Origin of the sequence: Mycolicibacter sinensis, assembly GCF_001673565.1 — a bacterium.
GTDB classification, from domain to species: domain Bacteria; phylum Actinomycetota; class Actinomycetes; order Mycobacteriales; family Mycobacteriaceae; genus Mycobacterium; species Mycobacterium sinense_C.
In genome coordinates this window covers 1-15068 of the sequence record NZ_LZMF01000107.1, presented here as the reverse complement: position 1 = coordinate 15068, position 15068 = coordinate 1, and the positions used below count along the sequence as shown (strand labels likewise).

Genomic DNA, 15068 nt, shown 5'->3' with positions numbered 1-15068 from the left:
AGTCGCCCGCCCGATCCCACTGCCCGCCCCGGTCACCACCACCCGCGACAACCGCACCCGATTGATCTTCACGCGTTGGCCTGCGGCTACTTGAGGTGGTCGACCAGGGCGCCGTCGGCGCCGAACAGTTCCCGCTGCCAGGACTCCAGCAGCGCGGCGGTGTCGATGTCGTCGGGGTGGAACCCGGGCCGAAGGTAGGTGCGCAGGTCGGCCATCAGCCCCCGCACCAGCGGGCCGCGGAAGATGTCGCGGGTCTGCCGCGCCACCTTGAGCGGTCGCCAGGCCTGCGGATCGCCCAGCATCGACAACAGCACCCCCACCGTCACCACCGGGATGGTGAAGGCGTACATCAGCGCCATCAACCCGATCCGGATCCGCTCCGGCCCGCCGACCGCGCGATACACGTCGAACGCGACCGATTTGTGCTCCAGCTCCTCCAGCGCGTGCCAGTTCAGCAGGTTGCGCACCTCGGGGTCGCCGGGGATCGCCTGCAGTTCGGGGCGGGACAGCACCCGCTCGGCGATGGTGGCGGTGTAGTGTTCGGCCGCCGCCGTCATCGCCAGATGCACCAGCGCCGGCGCCCGGTTCTCCAACCACACCGTCGCCCGCTGGCGGCGGCTGTCGTGGTCGAAGGTGAACAGCCGCACGAACGGGTAGCCCATCTCGATGAGCTTGTCGTTGAGCCGGCGGTGCTCTTGTCCGTGCACCGACTCCTGGCCGATGAACCCGGCCACCCGCTTCTTGAGCACCGGGTCGGTAATCTGGTCGGCGAACCGGCGCACCGACCGGATGAACGACTCCTCGCCGGGCGGGAACGCCGCCGACAGCACCGCTACCAGGTGGCTGAACACGATGTCGCCCTGCACGAAATGGCGCCGCTGCGGCGGCTGCGGGTCACCAAAGAAGTGGTGCGACATGGGTTCGGGGTCGCCGAACGGGAACCGGATCCGTCGCACCTTCGGATAGGCATTGGACGGCGCCCTGGTGATCGGCACTATCGGGTCAGCAGCCATGACAACTGGAGTCCTTTCGATTCGGTACGGCTCATTTCAGGTGGTCGACCAGGACGCCGTCGGCGCCGAACAGTTCCCGCTGCCAGCGCTGCAGCAGCGCGGTGGTGTCGATGTCGTCGGGGTGGAAGCCCGGTTTCATGTACTTGCGCAGGTCGGCCATCAACCCCCGCAGGAGCGGCCCCCGGAAGACGTAGCGGGTCTGGCGGGCCAGCTTGATCGGCCGCCACCCCCGCGGGTCAGTCAGGATGGACAGCGCCACCCCCACGGTGACGACCGGGATGGTGAACGTGTACATCAGCGCCATCACCCCGATCCGGATCCACTCCGGCCCGCCCGCCGCGCGGTAGACGTCGAACGCGACGGATTTGTGCTCCAGCTCCTCCATCGCATGCCAGTTCAGCAACTGCCGCCCCTCGGGATCGGCTGGGATGGCCTGGATTTCGTCGCTGCCCAGCACCCGCTCGGCCAGGGTGGCGGTGTAATGCTCGGCGGCCGCGGTCATGGCCAGATGCACAAATCCCGGCGACATCCGCTCGATGCGCTCGATAGCACGCTGGCGAAAACTGTTGTGGCCGAACGTGAACAGCCGAACGAACGGGTAACCCATCTCGATGAGTTTTTCGTTGAGCCGGCGGTGTTCCTGCCCGTGCACCGACTCCTGGCCGATGAACGCCGCGACCCGCTTCTTCAACGCCGGGTCGGTCACCCGGGAAGAGAAGCGGCGCACCGACCGGATGAACGACTCCTCGCCCGGCGGAAACACCGCCGAAAGGATGGCGGTCAGGTGGCTCAGCACCACGTCGCCCTCGACGAAGTGGTGGCTCATCGGTTCCGGCTCGCCGAACCGGAACCGGATCCGGCGCACCTTGGGATGGGCGCCGGCCGGAGCCCGCCCGTTGGTCGTCACCGCGCCACTAGCCGTCACAATCGTCTCCTCTGCCGGTCGATAGCTCACTTGAGGTGGTCCACCAGGGCGCCGTCGGCGCCGAACAGCTCCTGCTGCCACCGCTGCAGCAGCGCGCCGGTGTCGATGTCGTCGGGGTGGAATCCCGGCCGCAGGTACTGCACCAGTTCGGGCAGCAGCCCGCGCAGCAGCGGACCCCGGAACAGCGAAAAGGCCTCCCGGGCCAGTCGCAGCGGCTGGCGCCGCGCGATCGGGTCGCGCGACAGCGAGACACCCAGCGAGGTGAGCACCATCGGGAGGGCCAGCGTCACCATCGCCGCCATCACCGCAATGCGGGTGGACTCCGGGCCGCCCACCGCGCGGTAGACGTCGAAGGCCACCGACTTGTGTTCGAGCTCTTCCAGCGCGTGCCAGTTCAGCAGGTTCCACACCTCCGCTTCGCCGGGGATGGCCTGGACCTCGTCGCTGGACAACACCCGTTCGGCCAGCACCGCGGTGTAGTGTTCGGCGGCCGCGGTCATCGCCAGATGCACATAGGCACCCAGTCGCTGCTCGATCCGCATCTGGCGTTCCAGCAACGTCGCCGAATCCCACCACCGGATCGGGTAGCCGAGGTCGACGAGCTTGTCGTTGAGCCGGCGGTGTTCTTGTCCGTGCATGGACTCCTGGCCGATGAAGCCCGCCACCCGCTTCTTGAGCACCGGGTCGGTGAGCCGATCGGCGAAGCGGCGCACCGACCGGATGAACGACTCCTCACCCGGCGGGAAGCCGCCGGAGAGTCCGGCGACGAAGTGGCTGAACACGATGTCGTCGTCGACGAAGTATTTGCCCGCTGTGCCGCCCTCGCCGAAGCGGAACCGGATACGCCTGGTCTTGGGATAGCGGGCCGCCGCGCGGTTCGTAACGGTCGCTGCGCCACTCTGTGTCACCGTCCGCCACCCCTCTTCCGAACGTTCGGTACCTAGTACTTTTGGTACCATATGATCGACATTACTGACGGCCGCGGCCGGGCGCAAGGGTCCCGCTGCAAGTGATCTCCGCAGCGCTGGGACTGCCCGACCTGCCCGGAGCGTGTCCCCCGGAGATCCCATTCACCGACCGCGCAGCGCATCATCAGCAAATAGTGTGACTGATATGTCATTCTGTCAAGGCGGCCGCCGCGGGTGACAGGACGATACTGGATCGGTCAGTCGGCGCTGTCCAGCAACATTTCGTCGGCGCTGATGATCACCCCGCGCGCTGCCGCGGTCGCCGAGAAAGCTCCCCACAAGAACGTGGTCAGCTGCTCGACCAGGGCGCGCTTGGTAATCGTCGGGGCATTCAGCCAACGCAGCACACCGAGCGCGACCGCCCCCAGGGCGGCGTCGACAACGTATTCCAGGCTGTCACCGTCGCCGCCGCGCGCTGTGATCGCAGCCGCCATGACATCGACAGTGGCATCCGACAGCGGCCTCCCGCTGTCGACCAACGCCGCCGGCGAGCGACCGTCCCGGAAGTGCGAACCGACCAGGAAACGAAACAGGTTGGGCCGCTCGTCGACTAGATCGACGTAGGCCGCCAGCGCCGAGTGAACCATCTCCACCGCGGTGCCGTCGATGGCGAACCGCGGCACGACGCGTTCGATGATCAGCTCTTGGACTCGTTCGCTGACGGCGGCGAACAGCGTCTCCTTGTCGTTGAAGAACCGATACAGCTTCGGCCTCGGCACACCCGCGGTCTTGAGGACGTCGTCAATGGACAGCTCTGGACCGTATTCTTCGATCGCCCGCAGCGTCGCGTCGACCAAGTCCGCCTGGACCGCGGCGCGGTGTTCACGCCAGCGATCGACGCGGGCGTCCCCGGTCAGTTCCGGCAGGCGACCACGGCTGGAAGCTACGTCCGTCGGCACACGGCAATCGTAATCCACCAGGTGAGCACCCCGAATCCGAGCGCGCCGGCCCAGGCGCGCAACAGCAGCCTTCTTGACAGAATGACGTATCAGTCACATTATTTGGGAGGTCATCCCTGGCGCGGAAGGACGGCGAATGCGGCCAGCTGCAACTCCTGATCACGAAGTGATCATCATCGGCGCCGGATTCGGCGGCATCTGCGCGGCGATCAAGCTCCGCGAGATCGGTGTGCACGATTTCCTGATCATCGACCGCGACGAGGGCTTCGGCGGAACCTGGCTGCGCAACACCTATCCGGGGGTCGGCGCGGACATCCCGGCACTGGCCTACCAGTTCTCCTTCGCGCCGAAGGGCGACTGGCGACGGTTCTTCGCCGACGGGGCGGAGATCCGCGACTACATCGACGATCTGGTCACCACCCACGGCCTGCACGAGCACGCACGGCTGGGCACCAGCATCGAGCGCGAGGTGTTCGACGAAGCCACCCACCAGTGGCAACTGCACACCGCCAGCGGTGAGGTGATCACCGCCCGGTTCCTGATCAGCGCGATCGGCGCCTACATCCACCCCAAAGCCCGCCCGGACATCCCCGGCCTGGACAGCTTCACCGGGCCGGTGCTCATCCCGTCACGCTGGCAGCACGACCTCGACCTGCGCGGCAAGCGGGTGGGCATCGTCGGGGTCGGCAGCTCCACCGTGCAGATCGCGCCGTCGATCGCCGGCGACGTCGCACACCTCGACGTCTACCAGCGCACCCCGCAGTGGTACTTCCCCAAGCCCGACTTCCGGATTCCGGCGCTGCTGCAGCGGATGCTGGCCAACCGGCGGTTCGCCAACTTCGTGCACTCGTTCGCGCTGGTGTTCATCGAAGCCGGCCTGCGGGTGTTGATCTACACCCCGCGGCCGCTGTTTCGGCTCGGTGCCGGCGTTTTCGACCGGGTCGCGTTGCTGGCCTACCGGGGGTGGCTGCGCTACAAGGTCGACGACCCGCGGGTTCGACGTCAGCTGCGGCCCCGGTTCGGCGCCGGGTGCACCCGCGGCACGCTGGGCGGCGACTACCTGCCTACCTTCAACCGGCCCAACGTCGAGCTGATCACGACCGGGATCGACCACATCACCGCCGGCGGCATCGTCGACACCGCCGGGGTGGAACGCCCCATCGACGTGCTGGTGCTAGCCACCGGCTACGAGATGTTCTCCGACCCGGAGACCTATCGGGTCGGGACGGTGCTGGGCAGCAACGGATTCGACCTGGCCGAGTTCTATCACCGGGAAGGCCTGCAGGCCTACCAGAGCGCGACGGTGCCGGGCCTGCCGAACCGGTTCATGCTGGTCGGACCGTATTCATGGACCGGCACCAGCTTCCACTACATTCTGGAGAACGCCACCCGCCATGTCACCGCCGTGATCGCGCTGGCCCGCGCGCGTGGCGCGACCCGGGTGGAGGTCACCCCGGAGGCGCTGGCGACCTTCCAGTCCGGGCTGCGGCGCAGCGGGGCCAACCTGGACCGCTACTTCACCGTCAACTGCGCGGGCTCCAACAGCTACTTCATCAACTCACACGGCGAGAGCGTCTACGTGCGCCCGTGGACGCTGCTGCAGTCGCGCCGGCGCAGCGTCCGGTTCCCCGAATCCGATTACACGTTCGCCCACGTGACGGCGTCGCAACAGGAGGTCGAGCATGCGGTTTGACGCGGTCCCCGTCGAAGCCGAGTCCGCCGACGAGTTCTTTGCCACCGCACCGGTGGTCACCCATGTGCGGCGGCGGTTCGCCGCCCCGCCCGAACAGGTGTGGCAGGTCGTAGCGAGCGACCGGATGTGGTCGTGGCTGCCCACGGTGTGGGGCTGCCGGTACCCGCACGGCGGGCAGCCGGAGGTCGGCGTGGTCCGTGACTTCCAGATGTATCTGCACTCCTGGCTGGTGTTCGCCCAGCACGAGCGCATCACCGTCTTCGACCCGCCGAGCCGCACGATGCGCTACACCGCCGTCGACGCCACCCTGCCGGTGTTCGGTTCCTGGTGCGAGCAGTACCGGGTGGAGGACGCCGACGACCCCGGCCACGCGATCCTGGACTGGACGCTGGCCTGCGCGCCGCGCTACCTGTCGGCGATCCCGGGCGCGCGGCTGTTGGGGCGCCCCGTCGCCGCCGTCCTCGAGCCGGTGTTCCACTTCGGCGTGGGCGGCCTCAACCGCGAACTACCGCTGCAGGCTCCACCGCAACTCAGCAACAAAAGCTAAGGACCGCTGATGAATCCACAATTTCTGGTCGTCGTGATCGGCGCCGGTCCGGGGGGTATCGGCGCCGGCATCCGGCTACTGGCGGCCGGGATCGACGACTTCGTCATCCTGGAGCGGGCCGCCGAGCCGGGCGGCAGCTGGCGCGACAACGACTACCCCGGCATCGGGGTGGACGTGCCCAGCTTCACCTACCAGTACTCGTTCGCCAAGAACCCCAACTGGTCCCGGATGTTCCCCAAGGGCGAAGAGGTCAGGGCCTACCACTGCATGGTGGCCCGCGACCACGGCCTCTACCCGCACATCCGGTTCTCCACCGGCGTGGTCCAAGAGGAATGGGACTCCGACGCCCAGTGCTGGCGGTTGCGCACCGACTCCGGCGACGAGATCACCGCCCGATTCGTGCTGAGCGCGGTGGGCGCGTTCATCAACCCCAAGGGCGACCCCGGCATCCCCGGCTTCGACACCTTCGCCGGCAAGGTGCTGCGGCCCACCGACTGGGACCACGGCTATGAGCTGGCGGGCAAGCGGGTCGGGGTGATCGGCACCGGGGCCAGCTCGGTGCAGATCACCCCCGCCATCGCCCCCCGGGTGGCGTCGCTGACCGTCTTCCAGCGCACCCCGGTGTGGTGCTGGCCCAAGCCCGACTTCGCGATCGGCCCGCGGCTGCGGCCGATCCTGGGGTCGCGCGCCGCCCAGACCACGCTGTCAGGAGTGGCGCTGCTGCTGGTCGAGATGCTGACCCGGCTGCTGGTCTACGCACCACCGGAGATCGCGAATCCGGTTGCGGCGCTGATGGATTCCGGCGCCCGCGTCGTCTACCGCGGCCTGCTGTGGGCCACCGTTCGCGACCGGCGCACCCGCCGGGCCCTGACCCCGCGCTACGGGCTGCTGGGTAAGCGGCCCACGTTGTCGAACACCTTCCTCCAGTCCTTCAACCGCGACAACGTGGAGCTGATCGACGACGCGATCACCGAGATCACCCCGCGCGGGGTGCGCACCGCCGACGGCCGGGAACACGAACTCGACGCGCTGGTGGCCGCGGTGGGCTACGAGCTGTTCTCCGACCCCGAGACCTATCGGCGGGGCGCGGTGATCGGTGTGGACGGATTCGACCTCGGCGACTTCTTCGCCGAGAACCGGCTGCAGGCCTACGAGAGTGTCGCCGTGCACGGCCTGCCGAACCGCTGGATTCTGGTCGGCCCGTATTCGTGGACCGGCACCGGCTGGCATTTCATGGTGGAGTCGTCGGCGCAGCACGCGGTGCGCGCCATCACCGAGGCGCAGCGCCGCGGTGCGGCGGTGGTGGAGGTAAGCGCCGACGCCCAGCGGGCCTACCACGCCAAGATCGAGCGTCGGGGACGCAATATCGCGCACTACTTCCAGGTCCGCAACCGCGGGTTGCGCACCTACTACGTGAACTCCCAGGGCGACATGCCCTACATCCGGCCGACGACGGCGCTGCAGTCGCGGCGGGCCGCGAGTAACTATCCGTTCGACGACTACCAGTGGCAACCGCCGCACTCGGCCGCCGCGCCGGCCGATGCGGGTCTGGTCGCGCAGTCAGGAGAGCCGCGATGAGCGCCAGCTACCCACCGATCCCGTTGTCCGGCGCGGTGGTCGTCGTCACCGGAGCCGCCCGGGGCATCGGGCTGGCGACCGCGACGCGGTTCGCCAAGCGGGGCGCCAAGGTCGCGCTCGGCGACCTCGACGGTGATGCGGCGCGTGCCGCCGCTCACACCGTCGGGTACCGCGCCCGCGGCTACCAGGTCGACGTCGGCGACCCGGACGGCTTCCGGGCATTCATCGACGCGGTGGAACACGATTTCGACGACGTCGACATCCTGGTCAACAACGCCGGCATCATGCCGATCGGGGCGTTCCTCGACGAGCCGGAGGAGGTCAGCCGAGCGGCGTTCGACGTCAACGTCTTTGCGCACATGACCGCGGCCCGGGTGGTGGCGCCCCGGATGATCGCCCGCGGCCGCGGCCACATCGTCAACGTCACCTCGGCCGCCGGCAAGATCCACTCGGCCGGCCTGGCCAGCTACACCGCGTCCAAGCACGCCGCCACCGCGTTCAGCCGCAGCCTGCGCGAAGAGATTCGCCCGCACGGTGTTTCGGTGACCGCCGTGCTGCCGTCGGCGATCAACACCCAGCTCGTCGACGGCATCCCGCTGGGGCTGATCCGGCTGGGGGTGCTGCCGCCGGGGGTGGTGGCGCGCCGCATCACCTCGACGCTCCGCACCCGGCCGCCACTGGCCGGCGCGCCGCCCGGGCTGACCCCGCTGCTGACCCTGGCGAACCTGATCCCGGAACGGCTCTGGCTGTTCGGGCGCCGAGTGGTCAACGCCGACCGCACCCTCGGCCCCATTGACCGCTCCGCGCGCGCCGATTACGACGCCCGGATCACCGCCAACGCGCACCGCCTCACGGAGTTGGAGGCCGCCAAATGACATCCGTTGCAGCACACCAGGACACATCCGTGGTGCGGCAGTCCCCGGACATGTTGGTGGCCATCATCGGCGGCGGTATCGGCGGGCTCGGGGCGGCGATCCAGCTCAAGCGGGCCGGCTACACCGACTACACCATCTTCGAACGCGCCGACGACATCGGCGGAACCTGGCAGGCCAACCACTATCCCGATGTCGCGGTGGACATCCCGGGCATCGTGTACCAGTTCTCGTTCGAGAAGTACCCGTACTGGTCGCGCACCTTCCCCAAGGGCGCCGAGGTCCGCGCCTACATCGAGCACCTGGCGGACAAATACGACCTGCACGCCCATCTGCAGCTGCGCACCGAGGTGATGCGCCGCGACTGGGACGAGGACAACCACTTCTGGATGCTCACCTTGGCCGACGGGTCGGCGGTGACGGCCCGGTTCGTCATCACCGCGCTCGGCGCCTTCGTGGAGCCGCGCGTCCCCGACATCCCGGGGCTGGAGACCTTCGGCGGCAAGGTGATCCAAACCCAAGACTGGGACGACGACTTCGATCCGTCCGGCAAGCGGGTCGCGATCATCGGGACCGGGGCCACCGCCGTCCAGGTGGTGCCCCAACTGGCCAAAACCGCGGCCCGCCTCGACGTGTACCAGCGCCGGGCGATCTGGGTGTTCGCCAAACCAGACGTCCGCATCCCAAAGGCGGTGCAGGCCGCGTTCCGCGTCTTCCCGGTGCTGCAGTCGATCATCCGTGGCATCGCCGCGGGTCTGGTCGAGGTCGGCCTGGTCGGAATCACGGTGTACGGCAAGCAGATCGCACCGCTGGCCAAGGTTCCCGCGATGGCCTGCCGGGCCTACCTGTTCACCCAGGTGCGAGACCGCGAGCTGCGCCGCCGGCTCACCCCCGAGTATGGATTCGGCTGCAAGCGTCCCAGCGTGTCGAATTCCTACTACAAGACCTTCACTCAAGACCACGTCACCCTGGTGACCGATCCGATCGACTGCGTGACCGCGACCGGGGTGCGGACCCGCGACGGCGAAGAACGCGAGGTCGATGCGCTGGTGCTGGCGACCGGATTCGAGATGTCGAACAGCCCGGTGGTTTACCGGCAACGCCCGGTCAAGGGCCGCGACGGATTCGACCTGGCCGCCTTCTACGAGACGCAGCGCGCCGCCGCCTACGAGGGGGTGTCGATGCCGGGGCTGCCGAACACCTTCATGGTGTTCGGGCCCTACGCGTGGTCGGGCAGTTCCTGGCATGTCATGGTGGAGAACGCCGCCCGGCACGCGCTGCGGGTGATCGAGGAAGCCGGGCGTCGCGGCGCCACCGCGGTCGAGGTCTCCGCCGACGCCAACGACCGGTTCACCGCGTTCGTGCAGCGCCGCGGCGCGCAGACGCTGATGCACGGCCGGGCCTGCGTCAACGCCAACAGTTACTACCTGGACAAGAACGGCGACTTCTCGTTCCTGCGGCCGACCACCGCCTACCAGTCCACCCGGGCGTCGAAGACGTTCGACCTCGACGACTACAACTACGAGTCCTGACCGGCGCGCTGCTGTCGCCACCGCTCCTCGGCACGGCCCAGTTCGGTGACCGGCTCCGCGCCGTAGATCCACTCGGCGGCGACCTGGAACCAGTTGCCGCCGGCCCCAATCTGGCTCAGCGTGCCGAACACCAAGAAGTCCAGCCGCCGAGAGAACAGGTGCTCGGGTGGCAGCCGCTCGTTGCGCATCGTGCGAAACGACTCGGCGGCCGGATTGACCACCCCCAGCAGCGCGGCGCTGACGTCGATCGGCTCGACCGCGACGTAGTCGTCGACGAAGTTCCAACCCGCCGCGTCCAACGTGTACTCCAGGCAGTCCTGCGCCGACACCTTCGACCCGGGCCGCAGCACCCCGTACTGCTCCATCAGCGTCCGCAGCCCCTCACCGTCACCGGCGATACACAACCGCGCGGCCCGGCGTTCGAAGTCGACCGCCTCCGGCGCCATGTGCTTGTAGAGGCCGAAGTCCAAGAACGCCACCCGACCGTCGGGCAGGTACACGAAGTTGCCCGGGTGCGCGTCGCCGTTGAACTCGCAGTCGCGAAACAGCGAACCCAGGTAGAAGCGATAGATGATCTCACCGATGCGGTCCCGTTCCGCGGCGGGCAGCTGCGCGACCTGGGGCGCCATTTCTCCGGCCACGTATTCGGTGGTCAGCACCGAGTCCGAGCTCAGCCCGCCGACCGGGCGGGGCACGTGGATGAACGGGTGCCCGGCATAGCGCGCGGCCGCGCGAGCCTGGCTGGCGGCTTCCTGGCGGTAGTCGACCTCGCGGGCTAGCTCATAGTCGATCTCGGCGAGGAAGTCGCTGGCGGCCACGGTGGGGACAGTGGACTTCCACATCCGCAGAAATAGCGCCAGGTTCTTCAGGTCGGCCCGCACGGCGGTCCGCACGCCGGGGTACTGCACCTTCACCGCCACGTCACGGCCGTCGTGGGTGACAGCGCGATACACCTGCCCGATCGACGCGGCCGCGAACGCGTCCACGTCGAACTCAGCGAACAGTTCTTCCACTGCGGCGCCCAACTCGGTTTCGATGACCGGACGCATGGTGGCGAACGGCATCGCGTTGATGGTGCCTTGCAGCTTGGACAGTTGCCGCCGGAAGGCCGGGCGGGAGCGTTCGTCGACGATGCCAAGGTCAATCAGAGACAGCAGCTGGCCGATCTTCATCGCCGCACCCCGCATGTCGCCCAGCACGGCGACGAAGTCCCGGGCCATCCGCTCGCTGGACCGGTCGAGCATCCGCTCGCGGCGAGCCTCGCCGACCACCACCGACCCCGCCTTGACGGTGGCCCGACGCAGCGTCTGTTTGGCCGCCAGCCGGCCCAGCCGCGCCCCCCGGCTGAGCCGGGACGTGGCCAGCGGGTCGGCGCCCTCCGCCTGCGCCGAAGCATCGGTCATGACGCCCCACCCTAGGTGCTAAATTAGTTCTGACAAGCCAGTCCGCGAAATCTTTCGCGGTGTTACCCAGCGGGAGGCAGCATCGATGCCCCGGACCTCCCTCGACGCCGCGGAACCCGCCGGGCCGGCGGCCCGACGCAAGCGTGGGCGCCCGCCGGTCCGGCATCTGGAGGAGCAACGCCGCGCCCAGATCATCGCCTCCGCGGTCGCGGTGTTCGTCGAGCGTGGCTATCACGCCACCACGATGTCCGACATCGCGCGCCACGCGGGCATCGGGCAGGGCACTATCTACCGGTACGTGCCCAGCAAACGCGAGCTGCTGGACCTGGTGTTCGACTTCTCGGTCGAGGAGGTGATCTCGGTCGTGCGGCCCGCGCTCGCCGCCGACGAGCCGCTGTCGGACCCCGCTGAGCTGCTAGCACGGGTCGAGGCCGCATTGAGCGCGGTGGTGGACGCATTCGATCGCCGCCCCGAGTTGCTGTCGCTGGTGCTGGTGGAGGCCGGTGCGATCGACGAGGAACTCAAGCTGCGGGTGCTCGGACTGGAGGCCACCCTGACCCGGATGCTGGCCGGCCTGTTCGAGGACGCCCAGGAAGCCGGACTGCTGCGGGCCGGAATGGACCCCGAGGTGTGCGGCCTGCTGGCCACCAAGCTGCTGCTGCCTGCCGGGCTGCGCGAAGTCCGGGGCCAGCGCGACCCGGCCACCCGGGACCGCTACCGGGCCGCGCTGATCGATCTCGCGCGGCATGCCCTGCTCGCCGAGGACGCGCAGCCGTGACGGCGAGCGCCGACCGTCGTACGCAGCTCAGCCGGGCGGCATTCGACGTCTTCACCGAGCGGGGCTACCGCAACAGCTCGGTCGCCGACGTGGTGGCGGCGGCGGGCCTGAGCCACGGTTCGTTCTACAACTATTTCAAGAACCGCCGCGAGATCCTCGACGCGGCCATCGACGTGGGGCTCGCGGAAATGGCCCCGCAGTTGGAGACCCCCGCTAAGCTGGCCGACACCCTGGAGGACTTCCTGGACGTTGCGACCGCCCCCCTGGCCTCGCTGCACTCCCTGTCGGTCGACAACAACAAGCTCATCTCACTCATTGTCTTCGACGCGTGCGCGATCGACGACGAGCTGACCCAACGGGTGATCGACATCTTCGCGGAGTTTGCTGGCGCCGCGCAGCGGCAGATCGAGCACGGCATCGCCGCCGGCTACCTCCGGCCGAACCTGGACGCCGAGGTGCTGGGAGAGATGCTGATCACGCTGAGCCTGGTGGTGTTGCTGCCCGCGCAGGGCGGAGCTGCCCTGCCGGGCGGACTCGATCACGTCGTCGCCCAAGTCCGGGAACTACTGCGGGCCGGCCTGGCCAACCCAGTCTGAACGATCCGCCAAGGGCGTGACACGGGCCACGCCCGAGTGCTTTAATAGGTGCAGAGTGACACGTCAGTCATTTTAATGGGTCGCTATATGAAGTTCCGTGCTTCGAAACGAGGTTGCCGATGTCGTTGGCCGCCGGAGCAACAACAGAACCCGCCGACGAACAACTGCCGGCGCGGGTGGATTTCCCCGGACCGGGTCTTGTTTCCCGCCTGGTCGCGGTGGTGCTGCGGATGGTCGTCCGTCCCGTGATCGCGCTGTTCGCCCGCTTCCCGGACGCGCGGTGGCCGTTCGGATGGGTGGATCGGGCGGCCTTCCTGCTGCCGCGGCCGCGGGGGGTGCGCCGACAGCGGGTCGACCTTCCGCACTGCTGCGCCGAGCTGGTCACCCCCAAGGCGCCGATCGCCGGCGCGGCGATCCTCTACCTGCACGGCGGCGGCTTCATCACTTGCGGCCTGCACACACACCGGTGGCTGGTCGCCAATATCACCCGCGCCGCCGGCCGCCCCGCCCTCGCAGTGGACTATCGGCAACTTCCGCAGGATGGCCTGGCTGAAGCCTTGCAGGACGCGGTCGACGGGTTCCGCGCCCTGCGGAAGCGCGGCTACGCCGCCGCTGACATCAGCATCGTGGGCGACTCCGCAGGGGGGTACCTCGCGGTGGCCACCGCGCTGGCGGTGGTACAGGCCGGGCTGGGCAAACCCGCGGCCCTTGCGGTGTTGTCCCCGATGACCAGCATCGATCCCGAATTCCCGGTCGACGGGCACGCCGACGATCCGCTGCTGACCCGGGCGACGGTTCGCGCGCTCGGCCGGAAGCTGGCCGCCCGGCCGACACCGCCGGACCTGGTGGTCCCCGGGCCGCGACTGACCTCGGCGAACCTGGCGGAGCTGCCGCCCGCGCTGATCCAGGTCGGCACCCGCGAGGTGCTGCGCGAGGGCGCCGAGGAGCTGGCCGATCGCATCGCGGCGGCCGGGGTGCGGTGCCAATTGCAGACCTGGGACGGCCAGTTCCACGTGTTCCAAGCCGGTGCGCCGGTAATCGGGCCGGCGCGGGCGGCGGTCTCCGAAATCGCCGCCTTCTTACGGGCAGGCGGGGTATAACGGGCCGTTGACGCAGGAAGTGACCTCGGGCACACTGGGACATCTTCAAACAAGCAGTACGGGGTACAATGTGTTACGTATATTTGGCTTCGCTGTTAGGCATCGGGTGCCGCGGCATGTTCGGGCCGGAACACGTCCGTGACCGCGACGAAACCTGACATCACCGAACCCCTGTTGGCCGCCGAGGCCACCGGCCCGGATCCGGCAGCCGCTACCGTCGAGGCGGCACCACCCGACCGGCCGGCGGATCCGTCGCTGACCGGTCAGGTCCTCGCCCAGTTGCGCAAGCCGCTGCGGCACGGGATCAACCAGGCCGACTCATCGCTGCAGACACTGGGCCGGTTCTTCGCGCTGGCCGCCCAGGCGTTCACCCATCTGGCCGCCGATCTGGTCCGGCTGCGGCACCCGTGGCGCGACACCATCAACCAGGCCTGGTTCGTCGTCAGCGTCACCGCGATCCCGGCACTGCTGGTGTCCATCCCGTTCGGGGTGATCGTGGCGGTGCAGGTCGGCAGCATCATCCAGCAGGTCGGTGCGACGTCGATCTCGGGGGCGGCCGGCGGGCTGGGCGTGATCCGCCAGGGCGCGCCGATCGTGGCGGCGCTGTTGCTGGGCGGGGCGGCCGGCTCGGCGGTCACCACCGACCTGGGCGCCCGCAGCATCCGTGAGGAGGTCGACGCGCTGCGCGTGATGGGCATCGACCCGGTGCAGCGGCTGGTCACCCCGCGGCTGGCGGCGATCGTGTTCGTGGCGCCGGTGCTGTGCATCTTCATCATCTTCATGGGGCTGGCCGCCGGTTACCTGATCAACGTCGGCTATCAGTCGGGCACGCCGGGCAGCTATATCGCCTCGTTCGCGTCGTTCGCCAACGTGGCCGACGTCGGGGTGGCCCTGCTCAAGACCTGGCTGTTCGGTCTGATCGTGATCCTGATCGCCTGCCAGCGCGGCCTGGAGGCCAAGGGCGGCGCCCGCGGGGTGGCCGACGCGGTCAACGCGGCGGTGGTCCTCGGCGTGGTGACGGTGTTCGTGCTCAACCTGGTGATCACCCAGCTGGTCACCATGTTCATGCCGACGAAGGTGGGCTGATGGCCACCCCGACACGACATCTGCCGTACGGCCTGGGCAGGCCGGTGCGGCTGTCGGCCTCGGCGGCCGGGGCGGCCG

General features: G+C 68.7%; 14 protein-coding genes. 9 read left to right on the top strand and 5 right to left on the bottom strand.

What is annotated here, in order from left to right; genetic code table 11:
• Positions 1 to 86 precede the first annotated feature (86 nt).
• From A5648_RS15815 to A5648_RS15800, 4 genes are all read right to left on the bottom strand, one after another.
• Complete coding sequence (locus A5648_RS15815; RefSeq protein WP_065025459.1) at positions 87 to 1013, bottom strand: metal-dependent hydrolase; 927 nt, start codon at positions 1011 to 1013, stop codon at positions 87 to 89.
• A gap of 31 nt (positions 1014 to 1044) precedes the next feature.
• The gene (locus A5648_RS15810; protein ID WP_082966526.1) at positions 1045 to 1938 is read right to left on the bottom strand and encodes a metal-dependent hydrolase; all 894 of its coding nucleotides are present in this window, start codon (positions 1936 to 1938) and stop codon (positions 1045 to 1047) included.
• Between the two features lie 26 nt (positions 1939 to 1964).
• Positions 1965 to 2846, bottom strand: coding sequence for a metal-dependent hydrolase (locus tag A5648_RS15805; protein ID WP_065025457.1), 882 nt, complete (start codon positions 2844 to 2846; stop codon positions 1965 to 1967).
• A gap of 257 nt (positions 2847 to 3103) precedes the next feature.
• Positions 3104 to 3805, bottom strand: a complete 702-nt coding sequence (locus tag A5648_RS15800) for a TetR/AcrR family transcriptional regulator (RefSeq protein WP_065025456.1) — start codon at positions 3803 to 3805, stop codon at positions 3104 to 3106.
• Positions 3806 to 3941: 136 nt separating this feature from the next.
• On the opposite strand from A5648_RS15800, the gene A5648_RS15795 reads away from it, so the two are divergent.
• Genes A5648_RS15795 through A5648_RS15775 form a run of 5 tightly spaced genes read left to right on the top strand, consistent with a single transcriptional unit; the run spans position 3942 to position 10027 of the window.
• Positions 3942 to 5498 (top strand): flavin-containing monooxygenase, encoded by a 1557-nt coding sequence (locus A5648_RS15795; RefSeq protein WP_065025455.1) that lies wholly within the window; start codon positions 3942 to 3944, stop codon positions 5496 to 5498.
• Entirely contained in the window at positions 5488 to 6045 is a 558-nt protein-coding gene (locus tag A5648_RS15790; RefSeq protein WP_065025454.1) for an SRPBCC family protein, read from the top strand. The genes A5648_RS15795 and A5648_RS15790 overlap by 11 nt, the downstream gene beginning before the upstream one ends.
• Positions 6046 to 6054: 9 nt before the next feature.
• A complete protein-coding gene (locus A5648_RS15785; RefSeq protein WP_065025453.1) occupies positions 6055 to 7623 on the top strand; it encodes a flavin-containing monooxygenase in 1569 nt (522 codons plus the stop codon).
• Positions 7620 to 8498 (top strand): SDR family NAD(P)-dependent oxidoreductase, encoded by an 879-nt coding sequence (locus tag A5648_RS15780; protein WP_065025452.1) that lies wholly within the window; start codon positions 7620 to 7622, stop codon positions 8496 to 8498. Before A5648_RS15785 ends, A5648_RS15780 begins: the two co-directional genes overlap by 4 nt.
• 50 nt (positions 8499 to 8548) lie before the next feature.
• A complete protein-coding gene (locus A5648_RS15775; RefSeq protein ID WP_109470812.1) occupies positions 8549 to 10027 on the top strand; it encodes a flavin-containing monooxygenase in 1479 nt (492 codons plus the stop codon).
• On the opposite strand, the gene A5648_RS15770 is transcribed toward A5648_RS15775, so the two are convergent.
• Positions 10015 to 11430, bottom strand: a complete 1416-nt coding sequence (locus A5648_RS15770; protein ID WP_065025450.1) for an ABC1 kinase family protein — start codon at positions 11428 to 11430, stop codon at positions 10015 to 10017. The genes A5648_RS15775 and A5648_RS15770 overlap by 13 nt on opposite strands.
• Before the next feature lie 85 nt (positions 11431 to 11515).
• Between A5648_RS15770 and A5648_RS15765 the strand changes: the two genes are divergently transcribed.
• From A5648_RS15765 to A5648_RS15750, 4 genes are all read left to right on the top strand, one after another.
• A complete protein-coding gene (locus tag A5648_RS15765) occupies positions 11516 to 12208 on the top strand; it encodes a TetR/AcrR family transcriptional regulator (RefSeq protein ID WP_082966524.1) in 693 nt (230 codons plus the stop codon).
• Complete coding sequence (locus A5648_RS24090; protein ID WP_065025449.1) at positions 12205 to 12804, top strand: TetR/AcrR family transcriptional regulator; 600 nt, start codon at positions 12205 to 12207, stop codon at positions 12802 to 12804. Before A5648_RS15765 ends, A5648_RS24090 begins: the two co-directional genes overlap by 4 nt.
• A 119-nt stretch (positions 12805 to 12923) precedes the next feature.
• Positions 12924 to 13904, top strand: a complete 981-nt coding sequence (locus tag A5648_RS15755; RefSeq protein WP_065025448.1) for an alpha/beta hydrolase fold domain-containing protein — start codon at positions 12924 to 12926, stop codon at positions 13902 to 13904.
• A gap of 255 nt (positions 13905 to 14159) precedes the next feature.
• Complete coding sequence (locus tag A5648_RS15750) at positions 14160 to 14990, top strand: MlaE family ABC transporter permease (protein WP_234787444.1); 831 nt, start codon at positions 14160 to 14162, stop codon at positions 14988 to 14990.
• Positions 14991 to 15068 lie beyond the last annotated feature (78 nt).

Coding starts and splice junctions, on each gene's coding strand:
- A5648_RS15815 (WP_065025459.1), bottom strand. CDS start 1,013: ATGGCTGCTGACCCGATAGTGCCGATCACCAGGGCGCCGTCCAATGCC.
- A5648_RS15795 (WP_065025455.1), top strand. CDS start 3,942: ATGCGGCCAGCTGCAACTCCTGATCACGAAGTGATCATCATCGGCGCC.
- A5648_RS15790 (WP_065025454.1), top strand. CDS start 5,488: ATGCGGTTTGACGCGGTCCCCGTCGAAGCCGAGTCCGCCGACGAGTTC.
- A5648_RS15785 (WP_065025453.1), top strand. CDS start 6,055: ATGAATCCACAATTTCTGGTCGTCGTGATCGGCGCCGGTCCGGGGGGT.
- A5648_RS15780 (WP_065025452.1), top strand. CDS start 7,620: ATGAGCGCCAGCTACCCACCGATCCCGTTGTCCGGCGCGGTGGTCGTC.
- A5648_RS15775 (WP_109470812.1), top strand. CDS start 8,549: ATGTTGGTGGCCATCATCGGCGGCGGTATCGGCGGGCTCGGGGCGGCG.
- A5648_RS15770 (WP_065025450.1), bottom strand. CDS start 11,430: ATGACCGATGCTTCGGCGCAGGCGGAGGGCGCCGACCCGCTGGCCACG.
- A5648_RS15765 (WP_082966524.1), top strand. CDS start 11,516: ATGCCCCGGACCTCCCTCGACGCCGCGGAACCCGCCGGGCCGGCGGCC.
- A5648_RS15755 (WP_065025448.1), top strand. CDS start 12,924: ATGTCGTTGGCCGCCGGAGCAACAACAGAACCCGCCGACGAACAACTG.